This window comes from Streptomyces sp. 6-11-2 (assembly GCF_006540305.1).
In the GTDB taxonomy this organism is placed as follows: domain Bacteria; phylum Actinomycetota; class Actinomycetes; order Streptomycetales; family Streptomycetaceae; genus Streptomyces.
Window position 1 is genome coordinate 2,115,075 of the sequence record NZ_BJOR01000001.1, and the last position, 23,009, is coordinate 2,138,083.

General features: G+C 71.6%; 22 protein-coding genes. 12 read left to right on the forward strand and 10 right to left on the reverse strand.

What is annotated here, in order from left to right; genetic code table 11:
- Nucleotides 1–40 precede the first annotated feature (40 nt).
- From TNCT6_RS08715 to TNCT6_RS08730, 4 genes are all read right to left on the reverse strand, one after another.
- Nucleotides 41–1,741, reverse strand: coding sequence for a methylmalonyl-CoA mutase (locus TNCT6_RS08715; RefSeq protein ID WP_141358261.1), 1,701 nt, complete (start codon nt 1,739–1,741; stop codon nt 41–43).
- Nucleotides 1,742–1,820: 79 nt separating this feature from the next.
- Nucleotides 1,821–2,165 (reverse strand): DUF3817 domain-containing protein, encoded by a 345-nt coding sequence (locus tag TNCT6_RS08720; protein WP_141358263.1) that lies wholly within the window; start codon nt 2,163–2,165, stop codon nt 1,821–1,823.
- 102 nt (nt 2,166–2,267) lie between these two features.
- The gene (locus TNCT6_RS08725; RefSeq protein WP_141358265.1) at nt 2,268–2,777 is read right to left on the reverse strand and encodes a MarR family winged helix-turn-helix transcriptional regulator; all 510 of its coding nucleotides are present in this window, start codon (nt 2,775–2,777) and stop codon (nt 2,268–2,270) included.
- 65 nt (nt 2,778–2,842) lie between these two features.
- Complete coding sequence (locus tag TNCT6_RS08730; protein ID WP_141358267.1) at nt 2,843–4,120, reverse strand: MFS transporter; 1,278 nt, start codon at nt 4,118–4,120, stop codon at nt 2,843–2,845.
- Nucleotides 4,121–4,288: 168 nt separating this feature from the next.
- On the opposite strand from TNCT6_RS08730, the gene TNCT6_RS08735 reads away from it, so the two are divergent.
- Entirely contained in the window at nt 4,289–5,269 is a 981-nt protein-coding gene (locus TNCT6_RS08735) for a DUF5937 family protein (RefSeq protein ID WP_141358269.1), read from the forward strand.
- 61 nt (nt 5,270–5,330) lie between these two features.
- On the opposite strand, the gene TNCT6_RS08740 is transcribed toward TNCT6_RS08735, so the two are convergent.
- Both TNCT6_RS08740 and TNCT6_RS08745 read right to left on the reverse strand, forming a co-directional pair.
- Nucleotides 5,331–5,633, reverse strand: coding sequence for an MTH1187 family thiamine-binding protein (locus TNCT6_RS08740; protein WP_141358271.1), 303 nt, complete (start codon nt 5,631–5,633; stop codon nt 5,331–5,333).
- Nucleotides 5,630–5,974, reverse strand: a complete 345-nt coding sequence (locus TNCT6_RS08745; protein ID WP_141358273.1) for a DUF3817 domain-containing protein — start codon at nt 5,972–5,974, stop codon at nt 5,630–5,632. Before TNCT6_RS08745 ends, TNCT6_RS08740 begins: the two co-directional genes overlap by 4 nt.
- A gap of 217 nt (nt 5,975–6,191) precedes the next feature.
- Between TNCT6_RS08745 and TNCT6_RS08750 the strand changes: the two genes are divergently transcribed.
- The 4 genes from TNCT6_RS08750 to TNCT6_RS08765 all read left to right on the forward strand — a co-directional run bounded on the left by TNCT6_RS08750 (nt 6,192) and on the right by TNCT6_RS08765 (nt 8,845).
- Nucleotides 6,192–6,824: an AIM24 family protein gene (locus tag TNCT6_RS08750; protein WP_141358275.1), complete on the forward strand. Its 633-nt coding sequence runs from the start codon at nt 6,192–6,194 to the stop codon at nt 6,822–6,824.
- 1 nt (nt 6,825) lies between these two features.
- Nucleotides 6,826–7,476 (forward strand): AIM24 family protein, encoded by a 651-nt coding sequence (locus TNCT6_RS08755; RefSeq protein ID WP_141358277.1) that lies wholly within the window; start codon nt 6,826–6,828, stop codon nt 7,474–7,476.
- Nucleotides 7,473–8,276, forward strand: coding sequence for an AIM24 family protein (locus TNCT6_RS08760; protein ID WP_141358279.1), 804 nt, complete (start codon nt 7,473–7,475; stop codon nt 8,274–8,276). The genes TNCT6_RS08755 and TNCT6_RS08760 overlap by 4 nt, the downstream gene beginning before the upstream one ends.
- Before the next feature lie 92 nt (nt 8,277–8,368).
- The gene (locus TNCT6_RS08765; RefSeq protein ID WP_141358281.1) at nt 8,369–8,845 is read left to right on the forward strand and encodes a MarR family winged helix-turn-helix transcriptional regulator; all 477 of its coding nucleotides are present in this window, start codon (nt 8,369–8,371) and stop codon (nt 8,843–8,845) included.
- Between the two features lie 66 nt (nt 8,846–8,911).
- On the opposite strand, the gene TNCT6_RS08770 is transcribed toward TNCT6_RS08765, so the two are convergent.
- From TNCT6_RS08770 to TNCT6_RS08780, 3 genes are all read right to left on the reverse strand, one after another.
- Nucleotides 8,912–10,126 carry an MFS transporter gene (locus TNCT6_RS08770; protein WP_141358284.1) on the reverse strand — a complete coding sequence of 405 codons (1,215 nt, stop codon included), beginning with the start codon at nt 10,124–10,126 and terminating at the stop codon, nt 8,912–8,914.
- Nucleotides 10,127–10,304: 178 nt separating this feature from the next.
- On the reverse strand, nt 10,305–11,261 hold the full coding sequence (meaB, locus tag TNCT6_RS08775; protein WP_141358286.1) for a methylmalonyl Co-A mutase-associated GTPase MeaB: 957 nt from the start codon (nt 11,259–11,261) through the stop codon (nt 10,305–10,307).
- A gap of 81 nt (nt 11,262–11,342) precedes the next feature.
- Nucleotides 11,343–12,551 carry an acetyl-CoA C-acetyltransferase gene (locus TNCT6_RS08780; RefSeq protein ID WP_141358288.1) on the reverse strand — a complete coding sequence of 403 codons (1,209 nt, stop codon included), beginning with the start codon at nt 12,549–12,551 and terminating at the stop codon, nt 11,343–11,345.
- Nucleotides 12,552–12,700: 149 nt separating this feature from the next.
- On the opposite strand from TNCT6_RS08780, the gene mce reads away from it, so the two are divergent.
- The 7 genes from mce to TNCT6_RS08815 all read left to right on the forward strand — a co-directional run bounded on the left by mce (nt 12,701) and on the right by TNCT6_RS08815 (nt 22,471).
- Nucleotides 12,701–13,141 carry a methylmalonyl-CoA epimerase gene (mce, locus tag TNCT6_RS08785; RefSeq protein WP_141358290.1) on the forward strand — a complete coding sequence of 147 codons (441 nt, stop codon included), beginning with the start codon at nt 12,701–12,703 and terminating at the stop codon, nt 13,139–13,141.
- A 234-nt stretch (nt 13,142–13,375) separates the two neighbouring features.
- Nucleotides 13,376–17,254 (forward strand): polarized growth protein Scy, encoded by a 3,879-nt coding sequence (scy, locus tag TNCT6_RS08790; protein WP_141358292.1) that lies wholly within the window; start codon nt 13,376–13,378, stop codon nt 17,252–17,254.
- 181 nt (nt 17,255–17,435) lie between these two features.
- A complete protein-coding gene (locus tag TNCT6_RS08795) occupies nt 17,436–18,371 on the forward strand; it encodes a cellulose-binding protein (RefSeq protein WP_141358294.1) in 936 nt (311 codons plus the stop codon).
- A gap of 103 nt (nt 18,372–18,474) precedes the next feature.
- On the forward strand, nt 18,475–19,443 hold the full coding sequence (locus tag TNCT6_RS08800; RefSeq protein ID WP_172632838.1) for an ABC transporter ATP-binding protein: 969 nt from the start codon (nt 18,475–18,477) through the stop codon (nt 19,441–19,443).
- A gap of 3 nt (nt 19,444–19,446) precedes the next feature.
- Nucleotides 19,447–20,217 (forward strand): ABC transporter permease, encoded by a 771-nt coding sequence (locus tag TNCT6_RS08805; RefSeq protein WP_141358298.1) that lies wholly within the window; start codon nt 19,447–19,449, stop codon nt 20,215–20,217.
- A gap of 113 nt (nt 20,218–20,330) precedes the next feature.
- Complete coding sequence (locus TNCT6_RS08810; RefSeq protein WP_141358300.1) at nt 20,331–21,599, forward strand: ABC transporter ATP-binding protein; 1,269 nt, start codon at nt 20,331–20,333, stop codon at nt 21,597–21,599.
- Nucleotides 21,596–22,471: an ABC transporter permease subunit gene (locus TNCT6_RS08815; protein ID WP_141358302.1), complete on the forward strand. Its 876-nt coding sequence runs from the start codon at nt 21,596–21,598 to the stop codon at nt 22,469–22,471. The genes TNCT6_RS08810 and TNCT6_RS08815 overlap by 4 nt, the downstream gene beginning before the upstream one ends.
- A gap of 66 nt (nt 22,472–22,537) precedes the next feature.
- On the opposite strand, the gene TNCT6_RS08820 is transcribed toward TNCT6_RS08815, so the two are convergent.
- Entirely contained in the window at nt 22,538–22,879 is a 342-nt protein-coding gene (locus tag TNCT6_RS08820; RefSeq protein WP_141358304.1) for an ATP/GTP-binding protein, read from the reverse strand.
- Nucleotides 22,880–23,009 lie beyond the last annotated feature (130 nt).

Genomic DNA, 23,009 nt, shown 5'->3' on the forward strand with positions numbered 1-23,009 from the left:
CGGGGCAGGACGAGCCCGCCCCGGCTCCGGTTCCGAGCCCTCAGAACCCCGCGGGCTCCGTGTACACCCCCCACTCGTCCCGCAGGACCCCGCAGATCTCGCCCAGCGTCGCCTCGGCGCGCACGGCGTCGAGCATCGGCTCGATCATGTTGGCGCCGGACCGCGCGGCCGCCAGCATCGCGTCCAGCGCGGAGCGCACGGCACTGTCGTCCCGCCCGGTCTTCCGCTCCCCGAGCACCCGCACCTGCTCCCGCTCCACCTCGTGGCTGACCCGGAGGATCTCCAGGTCCCCGGTGACCGAGCCGGTGTGGACGTTGACGCCGACGACCCTCTTGTCGCCCTTCTCCAGCGCCCGCTGGTACTGGAACGCCGACTCCGCGATCTCGCCGGTGAACCACCCGTCCTCGATGCCCCGCAGGATCCCGGACGTGATCGGCCCGATCGGGTGCTGTCCGTCGGGGTGCGCCCGCAGTCCTCGCTCCTTGATCTGCTCGAAGATCTTCTCGGCGTCCGCCTCGATCCGGTCCGTCAGCTGTTCGATGTACCACGAACCGCCCAGCGGATCGGCCACGTTGGCGACCCCGGTCTCCTCCATCAGCACCTGCTGCGTGCGCAGCGCGATCTCCGCTGCCTGCTCGCTCGGCAGCGCGAGCGTCTCGTCGAGCGCGTTGGTGTGCAGCGAGTTGGTGCCGCCGAGCACCGCCGCGAGCGCCTCCACGGCCGTGCGCACGACGTTGTTGTACGGCTGCTGGGCGGTCAGCGAGACCCCGGCGGTCTGCGTGTGGAAGCGCAGCCACTGCGCCTTGTCGGTCTTCGCGCCGTAGACGTCGCGCATCCACCGGGCCCAGATGCGGCGCGCCGCACGGAACTTGGCGATCTCCTCGAAGAAGTCGACGTGCGCGTCGAAGAAGAAGGACAGGCCGGGCGCGAAGACGTCGACGTCGAGACCGCGGCTGAGCCCGAGTTCGACGTACCCGAAGCCGTCCGCCAGCGTGTACGCCAGCTCCTGCGCGGCCGTCGCCCCCGCCTCGCGGATGTGGTAGCCGGAGACGGACAGCGGCTTGTACGCGGGGATCCCGGTGGCGCAGTGCTCCATCAGGTCGCCGATGAGGCGCAGATGGGGCTCGGGCTGGAAGAGCCACTCCTTCTGGGCGATGTACTCCTTGAAGATGTCGGTCTGGAGCGTGCCGTTGAGGACGGAGGCGTCCACGCCCTGCCGCTCCGCGGCGACCAGGTACATGCAGAAGACGGGGACGGCCGGCCCGCTGATCGTCATCGACGTGGTGACGTCACCGAGCGGGATGTCCTTGAACAGCACCTCCATGTCGGCCGCCGAGTCGATGGCCACACCGCAGTGGCCGACCTCGCCCAGCGAACGCGGGTCGTCGGAGTCGCGGCCCATGAGCGTCGGCATGTCGAAGGCGACCGAGAGCCCGCCTCCGCCGTTGCCGAGGATCATCTTGTAGCGCTCGTTGGTCTGCTCGGCGTTGCCGAACCCGGCGAACTGCCGGATCGTCCACGTACGCCCCCGGTAGCCGGTCGGGTACAGGCCGCGGGTGAAGGGGTACTCCCCCGGCCAGCCGATCCGCTCGAATCCCTCGTACGTGTCTCCCGGCCGGGGACCGTACACCGGCTCCACGGGATCGCCGGAGAGCGTGGTGAAGTCCGCCTCGCGCTTGCGTGCGGCGTCGTACCGGGCCTGCCAGCGGTGGCGGCCCTCCTCGATGGCGTCAGCGTCCATACCCTCGAATTTACTAGGACGTCCAAGTAAATGTCGACGGCTGACCGCCGTACGGGTTCCGTACGGCGGTGGCGCGTGCTCAGGCCTTGGCGACCGCGGGGGCCTCGTCCTGCGCGGCGAGCCGGGACTCCAGCTCGCGGCTGACCCTGCGCTCGACGAAGAAGGCGGCGGTCGGGATGGTCCCCGCGAGGAGCACCCACAGCTGCTTGGCGACCGGCCACTTGGCCTTGGAGCCCAGGTCGAAGGCGAACACCAGGTACACGACGTACAGCCAGCCGTGCGCGATGCCGACGACGCTCGTGAAGCCCGCCGCGCCGTTGATGCCGAGCACGTACTTGGCGATCACGCCGAGAGTCAGCAGGACCAGCAGCACACCGGTGACGTAGGCCATGACCCGGTAGCGGGTCAGCACGCTTCGTTTCATGGGGACGAGCGTAACCACCTGTTCCGGGAGATCTTGCCCCGGGTGGCCCTGCCCGCGGCGGTCCGTGCCCCGGCCCCTCAGTCCTCGTGCGGGCCGTGCGCGTCAGTCCTCGTGGAAGTCGTGCGCGGCGATCCGCAGCGGCCGCAGCATCGCGAAGATCTCGCCGCACTCCTCGGCGTCGTAGGCCCCGAGGCCGAACTCCATCGCCATCAGGTCGCGGGTGGCGGCATCGACCGCCTCGCGGCCCTTGTCGGTGATGACGGCGAGCGTGCCGCGCCCGTCGTTGGGGTTGGGGCGCCTGGCGACGAGACCGGATCTGACCAGCCGGTCCACGGTGTTCGTCACGGACGTGGGGTGCACCATCAGACGCTCGCCGATCTTGGACATCGGCAGTTCGCCGGCCTTGGAGAAGGTGAGCAGCACCAGGGCCTCGTAGCGCGCGAAGGTCAGCCCGTACGGCTTGACCACCGCGTCGACCTCGGCCAGCAGGATCTGGTGGGCGCGCATGATCGAGGTGATCGCGGCCATGGACGGCACGCTTCCCCAGCGCTGCTTCCAGAGCTCGTCGGCACGGGCGATGGGGTCGAAAGGGAGACTGAGGGGCTTCGGCACGTCACCAGACCCTACCGGTCGGTCATATGCGGCTCAGCCCCGTCTCAGCTTTCGGTCCGGCGGGCTCAGCCCTCGGTCCGGCGGGCGGCCACCGCCAGCCCCACGCAGCACACCGTCCCCAGGACTCCGGCCCCCGCGACCGTCGCCGCCACCCCGGCGAACTCCGCCGCGACCCCGGCCAGCGCCATGCCCACGCCCTGGATCGTCATGAGTCCGGCGGTCAGCAGGGTCATCGCCCGGCCACGCAGTTCCTCGGGCACCGCCCGCACGAACCACTGGTCCAGGCCCAGCGTGTACGCCGACCCGGCGCCCGAGAGCACCAGCAGGAGCAGGGAGACGGCGAGGCCGGGGCGCAGGGCGTAGCCGAGGTAGGGCAGCAGGGTCAGGCAGACCAGCGGCAGGGCGATCCGCTCCCGGACGGCGGGCCGCAGCCGGGAGCCGGCGTACAACTCGCTCGCGATCGTGCCGACGGGCAGCCCGCACATCAGCAGTCCGAGCCCGACGGAGCCTGCGCCGAGCGCGTCGGCGTACGGGGCCGCCAGGGCCTCCGGCACGACCGCGAACATCGGCGGCACCCAGAACAGCAGGAGGAGTACGCGGATCCGGCGGTCGGCGAGCACCTGCCGGGCACCGCGCAGCGAATCGCCCACCAGGGCGCCGGGCAGGCCGGTCCTGGCGGGACGGTTCCGGGTGCCGAGGCGGAGCAGGACGGCGGAGGCGAGGAAGGTGACGACGGTGATCAGCAGGGCGTGCCGGGGGCTGACCACGGTGAGCAGCAGGCCGCCGAGGCCGAAGCCGACGAGCAGCGCGCTCTGCGAGACGATCCGCAGCAGGGAGCGGCCGAGGACGAACAGCTCACCGTCGCCGAGGATGTCGGTGAGGCTGGCCATCCGCGTTCCCTGGAACACGGGTGACACGACGGCGACGGCGCAGCGCAGCGCGAGCAGGACGCCGATGTGGGCGCCGGGCACCACCATCGGCGCCACGCAGGCCGCGCACACCAGGTCGCAGGTGACGAGCACCCGGCGGGTCGGGAAGCGGTCGGCGATCCCGCTGAGGAGGGTGCCGCCGACGACGTAGGGCATGAGGCCGAGCGCGAAGGTGAGGGCGCTCATCAGGGGCGAGCCGGTGAGGTCGTAGACGAGGACCGACAGGGCGATCTCGCTGACCATCACGCCGAGCAGGGAGAGGGCGTGGGCGGCGAAGACCGCCCGGAACTCGGGTACGGCGAAGACCCGGGCGTAGCCGGCCGCCGGTTCGGCCACGGTCACGGGGGCGGGCGTGGGTGCGGGCCGGTCCGGGGCCCGCGGGGTCGGGGTGGGCTCGGGGGCTTGCTGCTGCATGGGCGGCAGCGTGCCGGTGGGAGGGGCGGTCGGCGTAGAGTTTCGGCCACCGCCGAATCTTTGCCGTCTCTCCTGTCTCTCCTGCCTTCGCCTGTCTCTCCTGCCTTCGCCTGTCTTTCCTGTCTTCGCCTGTCCTTCCTGTCTTCACTCGTCCTTCCTGGGGGTGCCGTGCCGTTCCGTCTGCACTTCGGGGACGACGACCTCATGCGGTGCCGGTTCGCGGTGTCGCCGCTGTGGGAGACGCAGGAGGCGGTACGGACGCTGCGGCGGCCGGACCGGCACGGATACCACCCGCACTGGCTGCGCCGCATCCGGGAGGCCGCAGAGGGGCTGGACCTCGCCCCGCTGTGGCTGCTCATGCCCCGGCGGGGGCACAGCCCCGACTTCCTCGGGCCGCCGCCGATCGGGCCTGCGGCCGTGTTCGAGGAGGAGATCGCCCAGGTGCGGGCGGCGGATCCCGGGGCGGCGCGGGAGGACCTGGCGCGGGCGCTCGCCGATACGCCGGGTGCGCTGGAGTCGTCGCGGGCGCGGGTGATGCTCGCCGATCCGGAACGTGCGGTGCGGGAGCTGGCCGATCTGCTGGAGGCCGCGTGGCACGCGCTGATCGAGCCGGAGTGGCCACGGCTGCGGGCGCTCCTTGAGGCCGACGTGGCCTTCCACTCGCGGCGGCTGGCCGAGGTGGGGCTGGGGGCGCTGCTGCCGGAGCTGGACCGGCGGCTGTCCTGGGACGGGCGGACGCTGACGGTCGACTGGCCGGGCGAGCACGGGCGCGACCTCGACGGGCGGGGACTGGTGCTGATGCCGAGCGTGTTCTCCTGGCCGGACGTGATCAGCGGCTTCGATCCGCCCTGGCAGCCCACGCTGGTGTACCCGGCGCGCGGGCTGGGCGGTCTGTGGGTGCGGCGGGGCGCGGAGGCCGGCGAGGCCCTGGTGCGGCTGCTGGGGCGGGGGCGGGCCGCGGTGCTGGCCGCGCTGACCGATCCGGCGTCGACGACGGCGCTGGCCCACCGTCTGGACCTGGCCCCGTCGTCGGTGTCGGCGCATCTGACGGTGCTGCGGGACGCGGGCCTGCTCACGTCCCGCCGGTACGGGCACCAGGTGCTCTACGAACGCACTCCGCTGGGGATGGCACTGGTCTCGGGCGGGTGAGGCCCGCGCGAGGCAAGCGGCGCGGTGGGGACGGAGGGTCCCGCGAAGCGCCGCCGGGTGTTCACTCCGCCTGCTGGGCGAGGTGCCGTTCGACGCGCTCCACCTTGGCGGTGAGGCCGTCCGTGACACCGGGACGGATGTCCGCCTTGAGGACCAGGGACACACGCGGAGCGCGTGCCTCCACCGCGGCGACGGCTCGTTTGACGACGTCCATGACCTCGTCCCACTCACCCTCGACGGAGGTGAACATCGCGTCGGTGCGGTTGGGCAGGCCGGACTCGCGGACGACCCGGACGGCGTCGGCGACGTACTCCCCCACGTCCTCGCCGACGCCCAGCGGGGTCACGGAAAAGGCGACGATCACGCGTTCACGACCCCTTCGCGGCGGGCGCGGGAGGCGATCACCGCGTCCTCGGCCTCGCGCTTGAGCCTGCGCTCGGCGAAGAAGCCGCCGGTGGGCAGGACCGAGAGGACGAAGTAGAGGGCGGCGGTCCCCAGCGACCACTTGGCACGGTTCCAGGCGTCGGCCCAGAAGATCACGTACAGGATGAACAGGACGCCGTGGATCGCGCCCATCACGGGCACCGCGTTGAAGTCCGTGGTCCGCTTCAGGACCGAGCAGACCAGGAGCAGGAGGAAGGAGACCGCCTCGGGGGCGGAGACCAGGCGGAGGCGGCGGAGGGCGGTGGCGGTCTTGATGTCCACGGGTCACCTTCGGTGGGAGACGGACCGGCGGGCCGCTGAAGTGACGCGGGCCGGCTTGTGAATGCGAGCACAAACGTTCGTCCATTGTGGCAAACCCGCGGGGCGGCTCCGGTCAGGGGGTGGGCGCGGCCGTCCCGTAAGGGTGTGAATCAGGGTCGTTGTCCCCCCGTGGGCCCTGTCGGCCCGCCCCGTCCGCCGCTACCTTCACTCCGTGGCGATGTTCCGACTTCAAGACAGCAGGGTGCTCGCCGTCGACATGACCGGGGACGCCGTGAAGGCGAAGAACGGCTCGATGGTCGCGTACGACGGGCAGATGGCCTTCAAGAGGCTGACCGGTGGCGGCGAGGGACTGCGCGGCATGGTGACCCGGCGGCTCACCGGCGAGCAGATGACCGTGATGGAGGTGCGGGGGCACGGAACGTGCTGGTTCGCCGACCGGGCGGCCGAGATCAATCTGGTGCAGCTCCAGGGGGAAAAGCTGTACGTCGAGTCGAGCAACCTGCTCGCGACGGACGCCGGGCTGCGCACGGGAACGACGTTCACCGGGCTGCGCGGCGCCTCCCAGGGCAACGGGCTGTTCACGACCACGGTCGAGGGGCACGGGCAGGCGGCGATCATGTCGGACGGGCCGGCGGTGGTGCTCAGGGTCAGCCAGCAGTACCCGCTGATCGTCGACCCCGGCGCCTACATCGCGCACCAGGGCGACGTCCGGCAGTCCTTCCAGTCCGGGGTGACCTTCCGCACGTTCCTCGGGGAGGGCGGCGGCGAGGCCTTCCAGATCCGGTTCGAGGGGGACGGGCTGGTGTACGTCCAGCCGAGCGAGCGGAACACGATCGCGGGGGACCTGTGAGATGACCTTCCGGGAGATCAACTCGAAAATGGTCGAGGCGACGGTCGTGCCCGGCCGGCGCCTGTTCAGTCAGCGCGGCGCGATGCTCGCCTACCGCGGTGACGTGGCGTTCACGCCCAACATCCAGGGCGGCCAGGGCGGTCTGATGTCGATGATCGGGCGCCGGGTGGCGGGTGAGGCGACACCACTGATGACCGTGGAGGGCAGCGGCACGGTCTTCTTCGGGCACGGCGGCCACCATGTGCACGTGATCGAGATGACGGGTGACACGTTGTACGTGGAGGCGGACCGCCTGCTCGCCTTCGAGGGCACGCTCCAGCAGGGCACGATGTTCATGGGCTCGCAGGGCGGGGTCATGGGCATGGTGCGGGGCCAGGTGACGGGTCAGGGACTGTTCACGACGACCCTCCAGGGACGCGGCTCGGTCGCGGTCATGGCGCACGGCGGCGTCTTCGAGGTGCCGATCACCCCGCAGCGCCCCGTCCACGTCGACCCGCAGGCCTACGTCGCCCACCACGGCGACGTCCGCAACAAGCTGTCCACCGCGCTGGGCTGGCGCGAGATGGTGGGACGCGGCTCCGGGGAGGGCTTCCAGCTCGAACTGAGCGGCAACGGCACGGTGTACGTCCAGGCGTCGGAGGAGAAGCTGTGAGCGCGTACGGAACGCCCGGCGCCGGGCCGGTGGTCCACGACCCGACGACCCTGCCGGCCGACGACAACGTGAACCCGTACACCTTCTGCGTGGAGCTCAAGGGAAGCCAGTGGTTCCTCCAGAAGGGGAAGATGATCGCCTACTACGGGGCGATCGAGTTCAACGGCATCGGACACGGCCGGCTGGACCATCTGATCCGTACGGCCTTTCATTCGCCTCTGCACGCGAGCGACTGGGTGGTGGCCGAGGGCTCGGGCCGGATGCTGCTCGCCGACCGGGCCTTCGATGTCAACTCCTTCGACCTGGACGACGGCAATCTGACCATTCGCTCCGGCAATCTGCTCGCTTTTCAGCCAAGTCTGTCGCTCAAGCAGTCGATCGTGCCCGGCTTCCTCACCCTCATCGGAACCGGGAAGTTCGTGGCCGCGTCCAACGGGCCGGTGGTGTTCATGGAGCCCCCGATCCGGGTGGACCCGCAGGCGCTGGTCGGCTGGGCCGACTGCCCGTCCCCGTGCCATCACTACGACCACGGGTACCTGACCGGCGTACTGGGCGGGCTGCGTTCCATGACGGGCCTCGGGCCGGTCTCCGGGGAGGAGCACCAGTTCGAGTTCGTGGGGGCCGGGACGGTCCTGCTGCAGTCCAGCGAGAGCCTCATGGCCGAACTGGCGGCGGGGGTGCTTCCGGACGAGCCCGGGGTACCCGGAGGAGGAAGGGTGTCCGGAACCCGCGGACAGCAGGGCGGGCAACCGCGCCTTCCCGGACAGCTGGGAGATCTCCAGCGTCGCTTCGGGGTGTGAGCGGTAGTCTGCGGAGTGTGACATCGAACGCGTGCGCACCGTCACACCACCCTCACTAGTTCGTCTTTCAACTTCTTAGGTAGACTTCATTCATGGAGACCGAGACGGCCACGCCCTGGCTGACCGATGCGGAGCAGTGCGCCTGGCGCACCCACCTGGAGGTCAACAGGCTGTTGACGTACCAGCTCGAAAAGGACCTGCAGCCGTTCGGCCTGACGATGAACGACTACGAGATCCTGGTGAATCTCTCCGAGTCGGAGGACGTACGGATGCGCATGAGCGACCTCGCGTCCGCCACCCTCCAGTCCAAGAGCCGCCTCTCGCACCAGATCACCCGCATGGAGAACGCGGACCTGGTGCGCCGTGAGAACTGCGAGTCCGACCGCCGGGGCCTGTACGCGGTCCTCACCGAGCACGGCATGGAGACCATGCAGAAGGTCGCGCCGCACCATGTGGCGTCCGTGCGGAGACACTTCATCGATCTGGTCGACCACGAGACGCTGATGGAGCTGGACAAGGCGCTGAAGCCGATCGCCCAGCATCTGCGGGGGCAGCGGGGCCGTAGCTGAGCCTGATCCCGGCGTCCGGGTTTCGGGCCGCCCCGAGACCCCGGACGCCGGGCGGACGGAACACGCCTACCGGCGCCGCCACGGTCCCGCGATCAGCGCCGCCGCCACGGACGCCCCACCCGCCAGCAGGAAGCACACCCCGAGCGGCAGGGCGCCGATCAGCAGTCCCGTCACCAGCGCTCCACCCGAACCGCCGGCGTTCACCGCAGCGTTCACCCACGCTCCGGCCCGCGTCCGAGAGCCTTCCGCCGCCGTCTCGTCGGCCAGCAGATACGCCGTGGTCAGCGCCGGAGCGATGAACGCGCCCGCGCAGGCCATGGCCGCCGTCAGGGTCCACATGCCGGGCGCGAGACCCGCCGCCGCGATCACGGGACCAAGACCCGCCGCGAACCAGGTCAGACGCACACGGGCGGGTGTACGCCAGTCGATCGCCCCGTTGACGAGGCCGCCCACCGCGCTGCCTGCCGAGAGGGCACCCAGGACCCACGGCACCAGGGCCGTGTCGTACGACCGCTCGGCGGCGAACGCCATCACCAGCAGTTCCACCCCACTGAGCGCCAGGCCGACACCCATGGCCACGGCGACCGGCGGCAGGAGGCCGCGGAGCCCGGCGAGGCGGCTGCCGGACTTCTCCCGCCGCGGCGCCGGACGGGGGCCGGTCATCGCCGGCGAGGTGACGAAGGCGCAGGTGCCGGCGACGATCAGCAGCGCGCTGAGCAGGAGGCCGGACGCCGGGGGCGCGAAGCCCACCAGCACGCCGACGAGGACCGGGCCGGAGACGAACAGCAACTCCTCGGCGACGCCGTCCAGGCTGTAGGCCCGCGGCAGGAGGGCCCGGTCCGCGACGAGTTCGGACCACAGGGCGCGCATGGCGGGACCCAGCGGGGGCGCACAGGCGCCCGCGAGGGCGGCGGCCGTGGCGACGGCCGCCGCCGGTGCGCCGGGACCCCAGGTCAGGACGGCCAGGGCGCACAGCAGAGCGCCGTAGAGCGCCGCCATGGGGAACAGGGCGCGGCGCGGTCCGTACCGGTCGATCAGGGACGCCCGCAGGGGCATCAGGAAGACCGACGTGGCGCCGAACAGGGACATCACGGCACCGGACACGGCATACGACCCGGTGGCCCGGGTGACGGACAGCATCACCGAGAGCCCCACCATCCCGTAGGACAGGCGCGCCGTCAGGGCGGCAGTGAAGGTGCGGCGCGCGTGCGGGACGCGCAGGACGGCGGCGTACGAGGGCCGCGCGGGCAGGGGCGGGCGCGACGAAGTGGGCGCGGACATGAGTGGTTCCTCACAGGAAGGCATGAAGACGGGACACCGGAGCGCCGCGTCCGCCGACGGTCGGTCGTCGGTCCGGGACGCGGCGCGGGTGTGCGGTCTATGCCAAGAGGAGGAACATGCGGGTCAAGTTAGCGACATCCGCCGTGATTGACCACAGGGTTTCCCGACCGGGCCGGGATCAGCCCTCGGTCAGGCCCGCCACCAGTTCGTCCGCCGCCTGGTACGGGTCCAGCTCACCGGCGGTGATCCGCTCCGCGAGGGCGCTCAGCCGGCGGTCGCCGTGCAGGTCGCCGATGCGTTCGCGCAGGGCCGTGACCGCGATGGTCTCCACCTCGTGGGCGGCGCGGGCGCGGCGGCGCTCCGCGAGGACGCCCCCCTCCTCCATCCAGGCCCGGTGCTTCTCCAGCGCCTCGATCACCTCGTCGACGCCCTCGGAGCGCGCGGCGACCGTCTTGACGATGGGCGGGCGCCAGTCGCCGGGGCCGCGGGCCTCGCCGAGGCCCAGCATGTGGTTCAGCTCGCGGGCGGTGGCGTCCGCGCCGTCCCGGTCGGCCTTGTTGACGACGTAGACGTCGCCGATCTCCAGGATGCCGGCCTTGGCCGCCTGGATGCCGTCGCCCATCCCCGGGGCCAGCAGGACGACGGACGTGTCGGCCTGGGAGGCGATCTCCACCTCCGACTGGCCCACGCCGACCGTCTCGACCAGGATCACGTCGCAGCCCGCCGCGTCCAGCACGCGGATCGCCTGCGGGGCGGCCCAGGCGAGTCCGCCCAGGTGGCCGCGGGTGGCCATGGAGCGGATGTAGACGCCCGGGTCGGAGGCGTGCTCCGACATCCGCACCCGGTCACCAAGCAGCGCGCCGCCGGAGAAGGGCGAGGACGGGTCGACAGCCAGGACACCGACCCGCTTGCCCTGCTTGCGGTACGCCGTCACCAGCGCGGACGTGGACGTCGACTTGCCCACGCCCGGGGAGCCGGTCAGACCGACGACGTAGGCGTTGCCGGTCAGCGGCGCGAGCGTCCGCATCACCTCCCGCAACTGCGGGGACGCCCCCTCCACCAAGGAGATCAGCCGGGCCACGGCCCTCGGCCGGCCTTCCCTGGCCTGGGCCACCAGAGAGGAGACGTCCTGCATCACAGCTCCGTTCACATGATCCGCGTACGCGGTCCGCGTACGAGAGGTCCTACGAATGAGGTCGGTCGGGTGTTACCCGGCTCAGGCCTTCGGCACCCGGACGATCAGCGCGTCGCCCTGACCGCCGCCGCCGCACAGCGCGGCCGCGCCGACGCCGCCGCCGCGCCGCTTGAGCTCCAGCGCCAGGTGCAGCACGAGACGGGCGCCGGACATCCCGATCGGGTGACCCAGGGCGATGGCGCCGCCGTTCACGTTCACCTTTTCCGTGGACACGCCGAGGTCCTTCATTGACTGCACGGCCACGGCGGCGAACGCCTCGTTGATCTCGACGAGGTCCAGGTCGGAGACCTCGAGCCCCTCCTTCTTCAGGGCGTGCTGGATGGCGTTGGAGGGCTGGGACTGCAGGGAGTTGTCCGGGCCGGCGACGTTGCCGTGGGCGCCGATCTCGGCGATCCACTCAAGGCCCAGCTCCTCGGCCTTGGCCTTGCTCATCACGACCACGGCCGCGGCGCCGTCGGAGATCTGCGAGGAGGAGCCGGCGGTGATCGTGCCGTCCTTGGCGAAGGCCGGGCGCAGCTTGGCCAGGCCCTCGGCCGTGGTGTCGCCGCGGATGCCCTCGTCCTTGCTGAACAGGACCGGGTCGCCCTTGCGCTGCGGGATCTCCACCGGGGTGATCTCGGCCTCGAAGACGCCGTTCTTCTGCGCGGCGGCGGCCCGCTGGTGGGACAGGGCGGCGATCTCGTCCTGCTCCTCGCGCCCGATGCCCAGGCGGGTGTTGTGCTTCTCCGTCGACGCGCCCATGGCGATGCCCTCGAAGGAGTCGGTCAGGCCGTCGTGGGCCATCGCGTCCAGCACCTCCACCGCGCCGTACTTGTAGCCCTCGCGGGACTTCGGCAGGAGGTGCGGGGCGTTGGTCATGGACTCCTGGCCGCCGGCCACGACCACGTCGAACTCACCCGCACGGATCAACTGGTCGGCGAGCGCGATGGCGTCCAGACCGGACAGGCACACCTTGTTGATGGTGAGCGCCGGGACGCTCATCGGGATGCCGGCCTTGACCGCGGCCTGGCGGGCCGGGATCTGTCCCGCCCCGGCCTGCAGCACCTGGCCCATGATCACGTACTGCACCTGATCGCCCCCGATCCCCGCGCGGTCGAGGGCGGCCTTGATCGCGAAGCCGCCGAGGTCGGCTCCGGAGAAGGACTTCAGCGAGCCCAGCAGCCGCCCCATGGGCGTCCGAGCGCCCGCGACGATCACCGAGCCGGTCGTACCGGAAGTTCCAGAAGACATGAGCTGCGATCCCCTTACCGGCCTGCACAGCCGAGGAGTGAACGAGGGTTTACTTCGAATGTACTGAGGCGTACTCCGCCCCGTCATCGGGCCGTCGGTGTGATCGCGCGCACGTTGCGTAACCACCCCGGTGGCGATGCACTGATTCCATGCTGACGCGAATCGACCACATCGGGATCGCCTGCCACGACCTCGACGCCACCGTCGAGTTCTACCGGACCACGTACGGCTTCGAGGTGTTCCACACCGAGGTCAACGAGGAGCAGGGCGTGCGCGAGGCCATGCTCAAGATCAACGACACCTCCGACGGAGGGGCTTCCTACCTGCAGCTTCTCGAACCGACCCGCGAGGACTCCACCGTCGCGAAGTGGCTCGCCAAGAACGGCGAGGGCGTGCACCACATCGCCTTCGGCACGGCGGACGTCGACGCGGACGCGGCCGCCGTCCGCGACAAGGGCGTACGCGTTCTGTACGACGAGCCGCGACGCGGCTCGATGGGGTCCCGGATCACCTTCCTGCACCCCAAGGATTGCCACGGTGTCCTGACAGAACTGGTCACTTCGGCGGCTGTTGAGTCGGCTGAGCACTGACTCCCGTACATAAGGGCCGGTAGGGTTGGGGGCGGTCGTCCCCCGAGCGGGGACGACCCGGTCCTGCCGTCGAGAACGACAGGACCGCCGGGGTCCGTGTTTCGGGGGACGAGCGGCGGGGCAGCAGCCCGTGCTCCGCTGTTGATCTGACACCATTTCCCGGGGGCCCCGTCCGGCGGATGGACGGAGCTCGTTTGGACAAGCTTGCGACCAGGGGACGGATGGGACCGCGCAGTGCGGGGCTACGAACGCCAGGAGCGAGAGCCGGCGGCTGACGTCGACCACCTCTCTCGGTTCGAGGCCGAGATGGATCGGCTGAAGACCGAGCGGGAGAAGGCGATCCAGCACGCCGAGGACCTCGGCTACCAGGTCGAGGTGCTGCGCGCCAAGCTGCACGAGGCGCGCCGCACCATCATGTCCCGGCCCGCCTACGACGGCGCCGACCTCGGCTACCAGGCCGAGCAGTTGCTGCGCAACGCGCAGGTGCAGGCCGATCAGATCCGCGCCGACGCCGAGCGCGAGTTGAGTCAGGCGAGGGCGCAGACCCAGCGCATCCTCCAGGAGCACGCGGAGCAGGCCGCTCGCCTTCAGGCCGAGCTGCACGCCGAGGCGGTCAACCGGCGCCAGCAGCTCGACCAGGAGCTCGCCGAGCGCCGGCAGACCGTCGAGTCGCACGTCAACGAGAACGTGGCGTGGGCGGAGCAGCTGCGCGCCCGCACCGAGCAGCAGGCCCGGCGTCTGCTGGACGAGTCCCGCGCCGAGGCCGAGCAGGCCATGTCGGCCGCCCGCGCGGAGGCCGAGCGGCTGGCCGCCGAGGCCCGGCAGCGCCTGCAGAGCGACGCCGAGGCGGCCCGCGCGGAGGCCGAACAGACCCTGCGCCGGGCCCGCACCGACGCCGAGCGGCTGCTGAACGCCGCCTCCAGTCAGGCCCAGGAGGCCACCGACCACGCCGAGCGGCTGCGCTCGGCCACCGTCAGCGAGTCGGACGCCGCACGCCGCCAGGCCGCCGAGCTGAGCCGGTCCGCCGAGCAGCGCATCGCCGAGGCCGAGGACGCGCTGCGCAAGGCGCAGACCGAGGCCGAGAAGCTGGTCACCGAGGCCAAGGATTCCGCGGCCAAGACGCTCGCCGGCGCCGAGTCGGCCAACGAGCAGCGCACGCGCACCGCCAAGGAGCAGGTCGCCCGGCTAGTCCAGGAGGCCACCAAGGAGGCCGAGGCCACCAAGTCCGAGGCCGAGCAGCTGGTCGCGGACGCCCGCACCGAGGCGGAGAAGATCGTCGCGGAGGCCTCCGAGAAGGCCCGTACGATCACCGCCGAGGAGAGCGCGACCCAGCTGTCCAAGGCGGCGAAGACCGCCGAGGACGTGCTGAACAAGGCGTCGGAGGACGCCAAGGGGACCACGAAGGCGGCGGCCGAGGAGGCCGAGCGGATCCGCAAGGAGGCCGAGGCCGAGGCGGACCGGCTGCGCTCCGAGGCGCACGACCTGGCCGAGCAGCTCAAGGGCGCCGCCAAGGACGACACCAAGGAGTACCGCGCCAAGACGGTCGAGCTCCAGGAGGAGGCCCGTCGGCTGCGCGGCGAGGCCGAGCAGCTGCGGGCCGACGCGGTCGCCGAGGGCGAGAAGATCCGCTCCGAGGCCCGGCGCGAGGCCGTGGTGCAGATCGAGGAGGGGGCCAAGTCCGCCGAGGAGCTGCTGGCCAAGGCGAAGGCCGACGCCGACGAGCTGCGCGGCACCGCGCAGAGCGACAGCGAGAAGGTCCGCACCGAGGCCATCGAGCGGGCCACCACGCTGCGCCGGCAGGCCGAGGAGACCCTGGAGCGCACCCGCGAGGAGGCCGAGCGGCACCGCGCCGATGCCGCCGAGCAGGCCCAGTCGGTCCAGGCGGACGCCGAGCGGGCCGCGCGCGAGCTGCGCGAGGAGACCGAGCAGGCGGTCGCCGCCCGGAAGGCGGAGGCCACCGAGGAGCTCACCCGGCTGCACACCGAGGCCGAGGAGCGGCTGGCCGACGCCGAGAAGGCGCTGACCGACGCCCGCGAGGAGGCCTCCCGCATCCGCCGTGAGGCGGCGGAGGAGGCCGAGCGGCTGCGCACCGAGGCCGCCGAACGCATCCGGACGCTGCAGCAGCAGGCGGAGACGGAGGCCGAGCGGCTGCGCACCGAGGCCGCCGCCGACGCGTCCGCCTCCCGCGCCGAGGGCGAGGCCGTCGCCGTACGGCTGCGGGCGGAGGCCGCGGCGGAGGCCGAGCGGCTCAAGACGGAGGCGCAGGACACCGCGGACCGGGTGCGCGCGGAGGCGCAGGCCGCCGCGGAGCGGCTGGGCACGGAGGCGTCGGAGACGCTGGCCGCCGCCCAGGAGGAGGCCGCCCGGCGCCGCCGCGAGGCCGAGGAACTGCTCGGTGCCGCGCGCGGCGAGGCCGACCAGGAGCGCGAGCGGGCCCGCGAGCAGAGCGAGGAACTGCTGGCCTCGGCCCGCAAGCGGGTGGAGGAGGCGCAGACCGAGGCCACCCGTCTGGTGGAGGAGGCCGACCGGCGCGCCACCGAGATGGTGTCGGCCGCCGAGCAGCACGCGCAGCAGGTGCGGGACTCCGTCGCCGGGCTGCACGAGCAGGCGCAGGAGGAGATCGCCGGGCTGCGCTCGGCCGCCGAGCACGCGGCGGAGCGGACCCGCCGGGAGGCCGAGGAGGAGGCGGACCGGGTCCGCACCGACGCCTACGCCGAGCGGGAGCGGGCGAGCGAGGACGCGGGCCGGCTGCGCGGCGAGGCCCGGGAGGAGACCGAGGCCGCCAAGGCGCTCGCCGAGCGGACCGTGTCCGAGGCGATCGCGGAGGCGGAGCGGATCCGCGTGGACGTCTCCGAGCACGCCCAGCGGGTGCGCACCGAGGCCTCCGACACCATCGCGCAGGCCGAGCAGGACGCCTCCCGCACCCGCGCGGAGGCCCGCGAGGACGCCAACCGCATCCGGTCGGAGGCGGCCACCCAGGCGGACATGCTCATCTCCGAGGCGCGTTCGGAGGCCGAGCGGCTCCAGACGGAGACGGTCGCGGAGGCGGACCGGCTCCAGACGGAGACGGTCGCGGAGGCGGACCGGGTCCGCGCCGAGTCCATCGCCAAGGCGGAGCAGCTGATCTCGGACGCCACCGGGGACGCGGAGCGGCTGCGCGCCGACGCCGCGGAGACGGTCGGCTCCGCGCAGGCGCACGCCGAGCGGGTCCGCGCCGAGTCCGAGCGGGTCGGGTCGGAGGCGCGGGCGGAGGCCGAGCGGCTGGTGGGCACGGCCCGCGAGGAGGCCGACCGGACCCTGGACGAGGCCCGCCGGGACGCCAACAAGCGGCGCTCGGAGGCGGCCGAGCAGGTCGACACGCTCATCACCGAGACCACCGCCGAGGCCGACAAGCTGCTCACCGAGGCGCAGGCGAGCGCGGTCAAGACGAAGGCGGACGCCGAGTCCCAGGCCGACACGATGGTGGGCGCGGCCCGCAAGGAGGCCGACCGGATCCTGTCCGAGGCGAAGGTCGAGGGCAACACCACGGTGGAGAAGGCCCGTACGGACGCGGACGAGCTGCTCGTCGGCGCCCGCCGGGACGCCACCCAGATCCGGGAGCGCGCGGAGGAGCTGCGCGAGCGCCTGACGACCGAGATCGAGGAGCTGCACGAGCGGGCCCGCCGCGAGGCGGCCGAGACGATGAAGTCGGCCGGCGACCGCTGCGACGCGCTCATCAAGGCGGCCGAGGAGCAGCTGGCCAAGGCGCAGACCAAGGCGAAGGAGATCGTCTCGGAGGCCAACTCCGAGGCGGGCAAGGTGCGGATCGCCGCGGTGAAGAAGGCCGAGGGGCTGCTGAAGGAGGCCGAGCAGAAGAAGGCCACGCTCGTGAAGGAAGCCGAGGAGCTCAAGGCCGAGGCGGTCCGCGAGGCCCGGCGCACGGTCGAGGAGGGCAAGCGCGAGCTGGAGATCCTGGTGCGCCGGCGTGAGGACATCAACGCCGAGATCTCCCGGGTCCAGGACGTGCTGGAGGCGCTGGAATCGTTCGAGGCGCCGTCCGGGAAGGACGGCGCGGTGAAGGCCGGCGCGACGGTGGGGGCACCCCGGTCGGGTGCCAAGTCGTCAGACGGCTAGCCTGTAGGCGGATTCCGGCCTTCTGGGTGCTTTGACCGGTTCTTTGGCAAGCCTTGGAACGGTCAGCCACTCAAAAGAGGTGTCATTCTCCAGATCAAACACGTATCCGCTCGATGACACACCGCTTCGGCCCCTAGGATTCCACCTATCACCTCACCGGTCTCATTCGGACAGGAACCCCATGAGCGACACTTCCCCCTACGGCTTCGAGCTTGTGCGGCGTGGGTACGACCGCGCTCAGGTGGACGAACGTATCTCCAAGCTCGTCTCCGACCGTGACAGTGCTCTCGCCCGCATCACCGCCCTGGAGAAGCGCATCGAGGAGCTCCACCTCGAGACGCAGAACGCGCAGGCCCAGGTCGGCGACGCCGAGCCGTCCTACGCGGGCCTCGGCGCGCGGGTCGAGAAGATCCTCCGCCTCGCCGAGGAGGAGGCCAAGGACCTGCGTGAGGAGGCCCGGCGCGCGGCCGAACAGCACCGCGAACTCGCGGAGTCGGCGGCCCAGCAGGTCCGCAACGACGCCGAGTCCTTCGCCTCGGACCGCAAGGCCAAGGCCGAGGACGAGGGCGTCCGGATCGTCGAGAAGGCCAAGGGCGAGGCCTCCCAGCTGCGCGCCGACGCGCAGAAGGACGCGCAGTCCAAGCGGGAGGAGGCGGACGCCCTCTTCGAGGAGACCCGCGCCAAGGCCGCGCAGGCCGCCGCCGACTTCGAGACGAACCTCGCCAAGCGGCGCGAGCAGTCCGAGCGCGACCTGGCCTCCCGTCAGGCCAAGGCCGAGAAGCGGCTGGCGGAGATCGAGCACCGCGCCGAGCAGCTGCGCCTGGAGGCGGAGAAGCTGCGCACCGACGCCGAGCGCCGCGCCCGCCAGACGGTGGAGACGGCCCAGCGCCAGGCCGAGGACATCGTGGCCGACGCCAACGCCAAGGCGGACCGTATCCGTTCGGAATCCGAGCGCGAGCTCGCTGCGCTCACCAACCGCCGCGACTCCATCAACGCCCAGCTGACGAACGTGCGCGAGATGCTGGCGACCCTCACCGGTGCCGCGGTGGCCGCCGCGGGCGCGCCGACCGAGGACGAGCCGATCTCCCGCGGCGTTCCGGCCCAGCAGTCCCGCTGATTCACGTTCACCGGGCCTGACCGCGGCTGACATCCGCCGCTGACCGCGAAGCTCTCTGCCCCAGGGGTGGCGGAGAGCTTCGCGGCGTTCTAGCGTGTCCCGCATGATCGAACTGGAGGGGTTGACCAAGCGGTACGGAGAGAAGCTGGCGGTCGACGGCCTCAGCTTCACCGTCCGGCCGGGCACCGTCACCGGGTTCCTCGGGCCCAACGGGGCCGGGAAGTCCACGACGATGCGGATGATCCTCGGCCTCGACCGGCCCACCTCCGGGTACGTCCGCATCGACGGCCGGCACTACCACGAGCTCAGGGACCCGCTGACGTACATCGGCGCGCTGCTGGACGCCAAGGCCATGCACGGCGGGCGCAGCGCCTACCACCACCTGCTGTGCCTCGCCCAGAGCAACGGGATCCCCACCCACCGGGTGAACGAGGTCCTGGACACCGTCGGTCTGACCCCGGTGGCGCGGAAGAAGGCGAAGGGCTTCTCGCTCGGCATGAGCCAGCGGCTCGGCATCGCCGGCGCGCTGCTCGGCGACCCGCGGATCCTGATGTTCGACGAGCCGGTCAACGGTCTCGACCCCGAGGGCATCCACTGGATCCGCGGCCTGATGAAGTCCCTCGCCGCCCAGGGCCGTACGGTGTTCGTCTCCTCGCACCTGATGAGCGAGATGGCGCTGACCGCCGACCACCTCGTCGTCATCGGCCAGGGCCGGCTGCTCGCCGACACCTCCATGGCCGACTTCATCGAGCGGAACTCCCGTTCCCACGTCCGGGTCCGGACCCCGCAGCACGAACGTCTGCTCGACGTGCTGCACGGGGCCGGGATCACGGCCGTGCCGGGCGAGGGCGGGGTGCTTCAGGTCGAGGGCGGCAAGGCCGAGCGCATCGGTGAGCTGGCCGCACAGCACCAGATCGTGCTGCACGAGCTGAGCAGTCAGCAGTCGTCGCTGGAGGAGGCGTTCATGCGGCTGACGGCCGGGACGGTGGAGTACCACGCGCACACCGGCCAGGCCGTGCCGGAAGGGGCGCCCGCCCAGCCGTGGGGCGCCGACAGCGAGAAGGAGGGCTGAGCGATGGCGGCGACTCAGGTCATCAGGTCCGAGTGGACCAAGATCCGGTCGGTGGCGTCCACGGTGTGGACGCTGTCCCTGACGGCGGTCGTCACGATCGCCCTCGGCATGCTGATCTCGGCCCTGTCGAAGCACTCGTTCGACAGCATGGACGAACGGGACCGGTTCTCCTTCGACCCGACCTACGTCAGCTTCGCCGGCATGGGGCTCGGGCAGCTGGCGATGATCGTGTTCGCGGTGCTGGTGGTGTCCAACGAGTACAGCACCGGCATGATCCGCACCTCGCTGGCCGCCGTCCCGCAGCGCGGCGCCTTCCTGGCGAGCAAGGTGGCGGTGGCGACCGGGCTGGCCCTCGTGGTGGGCATGGTCACCAGCTTCGCCTCGTTCTTCCTCGGGCAGGCGATGCTCGGATCGCTCGGCACCTCCCTCGGCGAGCCGGGCGTGCTGCGCGCGGTCGTCGGCGGCGGCCTCTACATGGCCCTCATCGCGATGTTCTCGATGGGCGTCACCGTGATGCTGCGCTCGCCGATGCTGTCGCTGGGCATCCTGATGCCGTTCTTCTTCCTGATCTCCAACATCCTCGCCAACGTCTCGGCGACGAAGAAGATCGGCCGCTTCCTGCCCGACCAGGCCGGCGGCCGCATCATGCAGGTGGTTCCGCGAGTCGGCGACGACACCCCCTACGGCCCCTGGGGCGGCCTCGGGATCATGCTGCTGTGGGTGATCGCGGCGCTCGCCGGAGGGTACGTACTGCTGCGGAAGCGGGACGCCTGAGCACGGCAGGCTTTTACTTTCTTTTGGGCGGAACCGTCAGCGCCCGGATATCCTCCTAACCCTTACGGGGGGCGTGCGCCCCGCTTACCTGAACCGTTCGATGGGTGCGGAGCATGATCGAGGCAGTCGGCCTGACCAAGCGCTATGGCGACAAGACCGCCGTGCACAACCTCTCCTTCCAGGTACGTCCAGGTGCCGTCACCGGCTTCCTCGGTCCGAACGGCTCGGGCAAGTCGACGACGATGCGGATGATCCTGGGGCTGGACAACCCCAGCGCGGGATCGGTGACGATCGGCGGCCATCCGTACCGCACGCTGCCGAACGCGCCCCGCCAGGTCGGCGCCCTGCTGGACGCGAAGGCGGTGCACGGCGGCCGGTCCGCGCGCAACCACCTGCTGTCCCTGGCGCAGCTGTCCGGCATCCCGGCCCGCCGCGTCGACGAGGTGCTCGGGGTCGTCGGCCTCCAGGACGTGGCGAGGAGGCGCTCCAAGGGCTTCTCCCTCGGCATGGGCCAGCGGCTGGGCATCGCCGCCGCGCTGCTGGGCGACCCGCAGGTGCTGCTGTTCGACGAGCCGGTGAACGGTCTCGACCCCGAGGGCATCCTCTGGGTGCGCAATCTGATGAAGTCGCTCGCGGCGGAGGGACGGACCGTGTTCGTCTCCAGTCATCTGATGAGCGAGATGGCGCTGACCGCCGACCATCTGATCGTCATCGGGCGCGGGCAGCTGCTCGCCGACATGAGTGTGACGGACTTCATCTCCGCGAACTCCGCGGACTTCGCGCGGGTCCGCACGCCCGACACCGAGCCGCAGCAGCGGGAGAAGCTGACGTCCGCGCTGACCGAGGCGGGCGGGCACGTGCTGCCCGAGCAGGACGGCGCGCTGCGCGTGACCGGGCTGCCGCTGCCGCGCATCAGTGACCTCGCGCACGAGGCGGACGTACGCCTGTGGGAGCTGTCGCCGCACCAGGCCTCGCTGGAGGAGGCGTACATGCGGATGACCCAGGGGGCCGTCGACTACCGCTCCACCATCGACCAGAAGGCCGGGCTGATGCAGCCCCTGCCGCCCGGCGTCGAGCCGTCCGTGCCGGTTCCCGGCCAGGGCCAGCCCGGCTGGTACGCGCCGCCACCGCCCCAGCCGGGCGGACAGCCGTTCGCGGGCCCGCAGGGCGTCCCCGGCGCGCAGCCGAACCCGTACGCCGCTCCGGGCGCGGGCCACCCCGGCCCCTACGGCGCCCCGAACGCGCGCGTCCCCAACCCGTACGCGCAGAGCGCGCCGCAGGCCCCTCAGGTGCCCGCCCAGTCCGCCGGCGCGCCGCACGGAGGGGCCGCACCGGCCGCCGCGCCCGCCGCCGACTCCACCAAGCCCGAGGACGCCCGATGAGCACGCCGCAGACTCCTGTGCCGCAGGCCGCGCCGCCCGCCTGGGAGGCGGCGGCCGGTTCCCCCCAGCCCGGCTACACCTCGCCGATCCCCGTCGTCCGTACGCACCTCGGGCACGCCCTCGCCTCGGAGTGGACGAAGATCAAGTCGGTGCGCTCCACGATGTGGACGCTCGGGGTGTTCGTTCTGCTCGTGGTCGGGATCGGGCTGCTGATCGGCCTGATCATCGCCGACTCCGCAGGGGAGATGCACGGCGACGAGAACATGCTGTCGCTGGGCTTCTTCGGGCTGCTGCTCGGCAGCATCTGCATCATCACGCTCGGCGTGCTGACCACGGCCTCGGAGTACGGCACCGGCATGATCCGGACCACGATGACGGCGTGCCCGAGCCGTGGACGGGTGCTCACGGCCAAGGCGGTGGTGTTCTTCCTGGTCGCGTTCGCGGTGACCCTGGTCTCCACCGGCGTGGTCGGCCTCGCGCAGACGGCCATGCTCGACGGCACCGGCGCCCGGCAGCCCACCGGACCGGAGTGGTTCAAGGCCACCGTGGGCGTCAGCCTCTACATGGCCCTGCTCGGGCTGTTCTCGCTCCTCATCGGCTCGGTGCTGCGGCACTCGGCGGGCGCCATCACGATCATGATCGGTGTCGTGCTCGCCCCGCTGGTGATCGCCCTGTTCATGTTCACGCGCTCGCTGGAGAGGGTGCGCCAGTTCCTGTTCGAGTACTCGATCCCGAACCAGCTGAGCGTCTTCTACTCCAACTCCCTCACCGATTCCGGCCCGACCGGCTGGGACCCGCTGTGGATCCTGCTGGGCGCGACGGCCGCCGCGTTCGCCGGCGCCTGGGCCCTGCTGCGGAGCCGGGACGTCTGAGCGACTGGAACCGCGGCTGGTGCTGAGGACGGAAAGGTCCACCGGCTCGCGACGACCGGCACGACACTAGAACCGTGGCGCGTTACGGGACCGCTGCACCCGCGTGGTGCGGCGGTCCTTGGCGTTCCAGCACGCCTTGTGCCAGTGCCGGCGGTCGTCCACGCCCGCGTGCTGTGGCCAGGCCACCACGTGCGGGACGCCGGAGGGGATCACCTGGTCGCAGCCGGGGCAGCGGTACGTCTTGCCATCGGTGCTGGAGCCCGCGACATGGCGCACGCTGAAATCCTCGCCATGCCAGCTCTCGGTGGACTGCCAGCCGCCGTAGCGGCCCGCGGTGTCGTCCTCGGCGCTCCGGCCGGACGAGGCGGCGCCTCTCCCATCCTTGGGTCGGTTGCGGCGGGGGGACACGGGACACCTCACGAAGCCGTAGGGAAGACAGGGACCTTCTCCAGCCTACGCGGCGCCACTACGGCCGGGTAAGGAGAACCAACCACCACAAGTCCCCTTCCCGGACGACCCATTCCGCAGACAATCCGCA

Bases quoted from the DNA above. Each gene is read 5' to 3' on its own strand.
- TNCT6_RS08805 (WP_141358298.1), top strand. From the start codon at position 19,447: ATGGCGGCGACTCAGGTCATCAGGTCCGAGTGGACCAAGATCCGGTCG.
- TNCT6_RS08795 (WP_141358294.1), top strand. From the start codon at position 17,436: ATGAGCGACACTTCCCCCTACGGCTTCGAGCTTGTGCGGCGTGGGTAC.
- TNCT6_RS08765 (WP_141358281.1), top strand. From the start codon at position 8,369: ATGGAGACCGAGACGGCCACGCCCTGGCTGACCGATGCGGAGCAGTGC.
- TNCT6_RS08810 (WP_141358300.1), top strand. From the start codon at position 20,331: ATGATCGAGGCAGTCGGCCTGACCAAGCGCTATGGCGACAAGACCGCC.
- TNCT6_RS08730 (WP_141358267.1), bottom strand. From the start codon at position 4,120: ATGCAGCAGCAAGCCCCCGAGCCCACCCCGACCCCGCGGGCCCCGGAC.
- TNCT6_RS08780 (WP_141358288.1), bottom strand. From the start codon at position 12,551: ATGTCTTCTGGAACTTCCGGTACGACCGGCTCGGTGATCGTCGCGGGC.
- TNCT6_RS08770 (WP_141358284.1), bottom strand. From the start codon at position 10,126: ATGTCCGCGCCCACTTCGTCGCGCCCGCCCCTGCCCGCGCGGCCCTCG.
- TNCT6_RS08750 (WP_141358275.1), top strand. From the start codon at position 6,192: ATGTTCCGACTTCAAGACAGCAGGGTGCTCGCCGTCGACATGACCGGG.
- TNCT6_RS08815 (WP_141358302.1), top strand. From the start codon at position 21,596: ATGAGCACGCCGCAGACTCCTGTGCCGCAGGCCGCGCCGCCCGCCTGG.
- TNCT6_RS08720 (WP_141358263.1), bottom strand. From the start codon at position 2,165: ATGAAACGAAGCGTGCTGACCCGCTACCGGGTCATGGCCTACGTCACC.
- TNCT6_RS08755 (WP_141358277.1), top strand. From the start codon at position 6,826: ATGACCTTCCGGGAGATCAACTCGAAAATGGTCGAGGCGACGGTCGTG.
- mce (WP_141358290.1), top strand. From the start codon at position 12,701: ATGCTGACGCGAATCGACCACATCGGGATCGCCTGCCACGACCTCGAC.
- meaB (WP_141358286.1), bottom strand. From the start codon at position 11,261: ATGCAGGACGTCTCCTCTCTGGTGGCCCAGGCCAGGGAAGGCCGGCCG.
- TNCT6_RS08715 (WP_141358261.1), bottom strand. From the start codon at position 1,741: ATGGACGCTGACGCCATCGAGGAGGGCCGCCACCGCTGGCAGGCCCGG.
- TNCT6_RS08800 (WP_172632838.1), top strand. From the start codon at position 18,475: ATGATCGAACTGGAGGGGTTGACCAAGCGGTACGGAGAGAAGCTGGCG.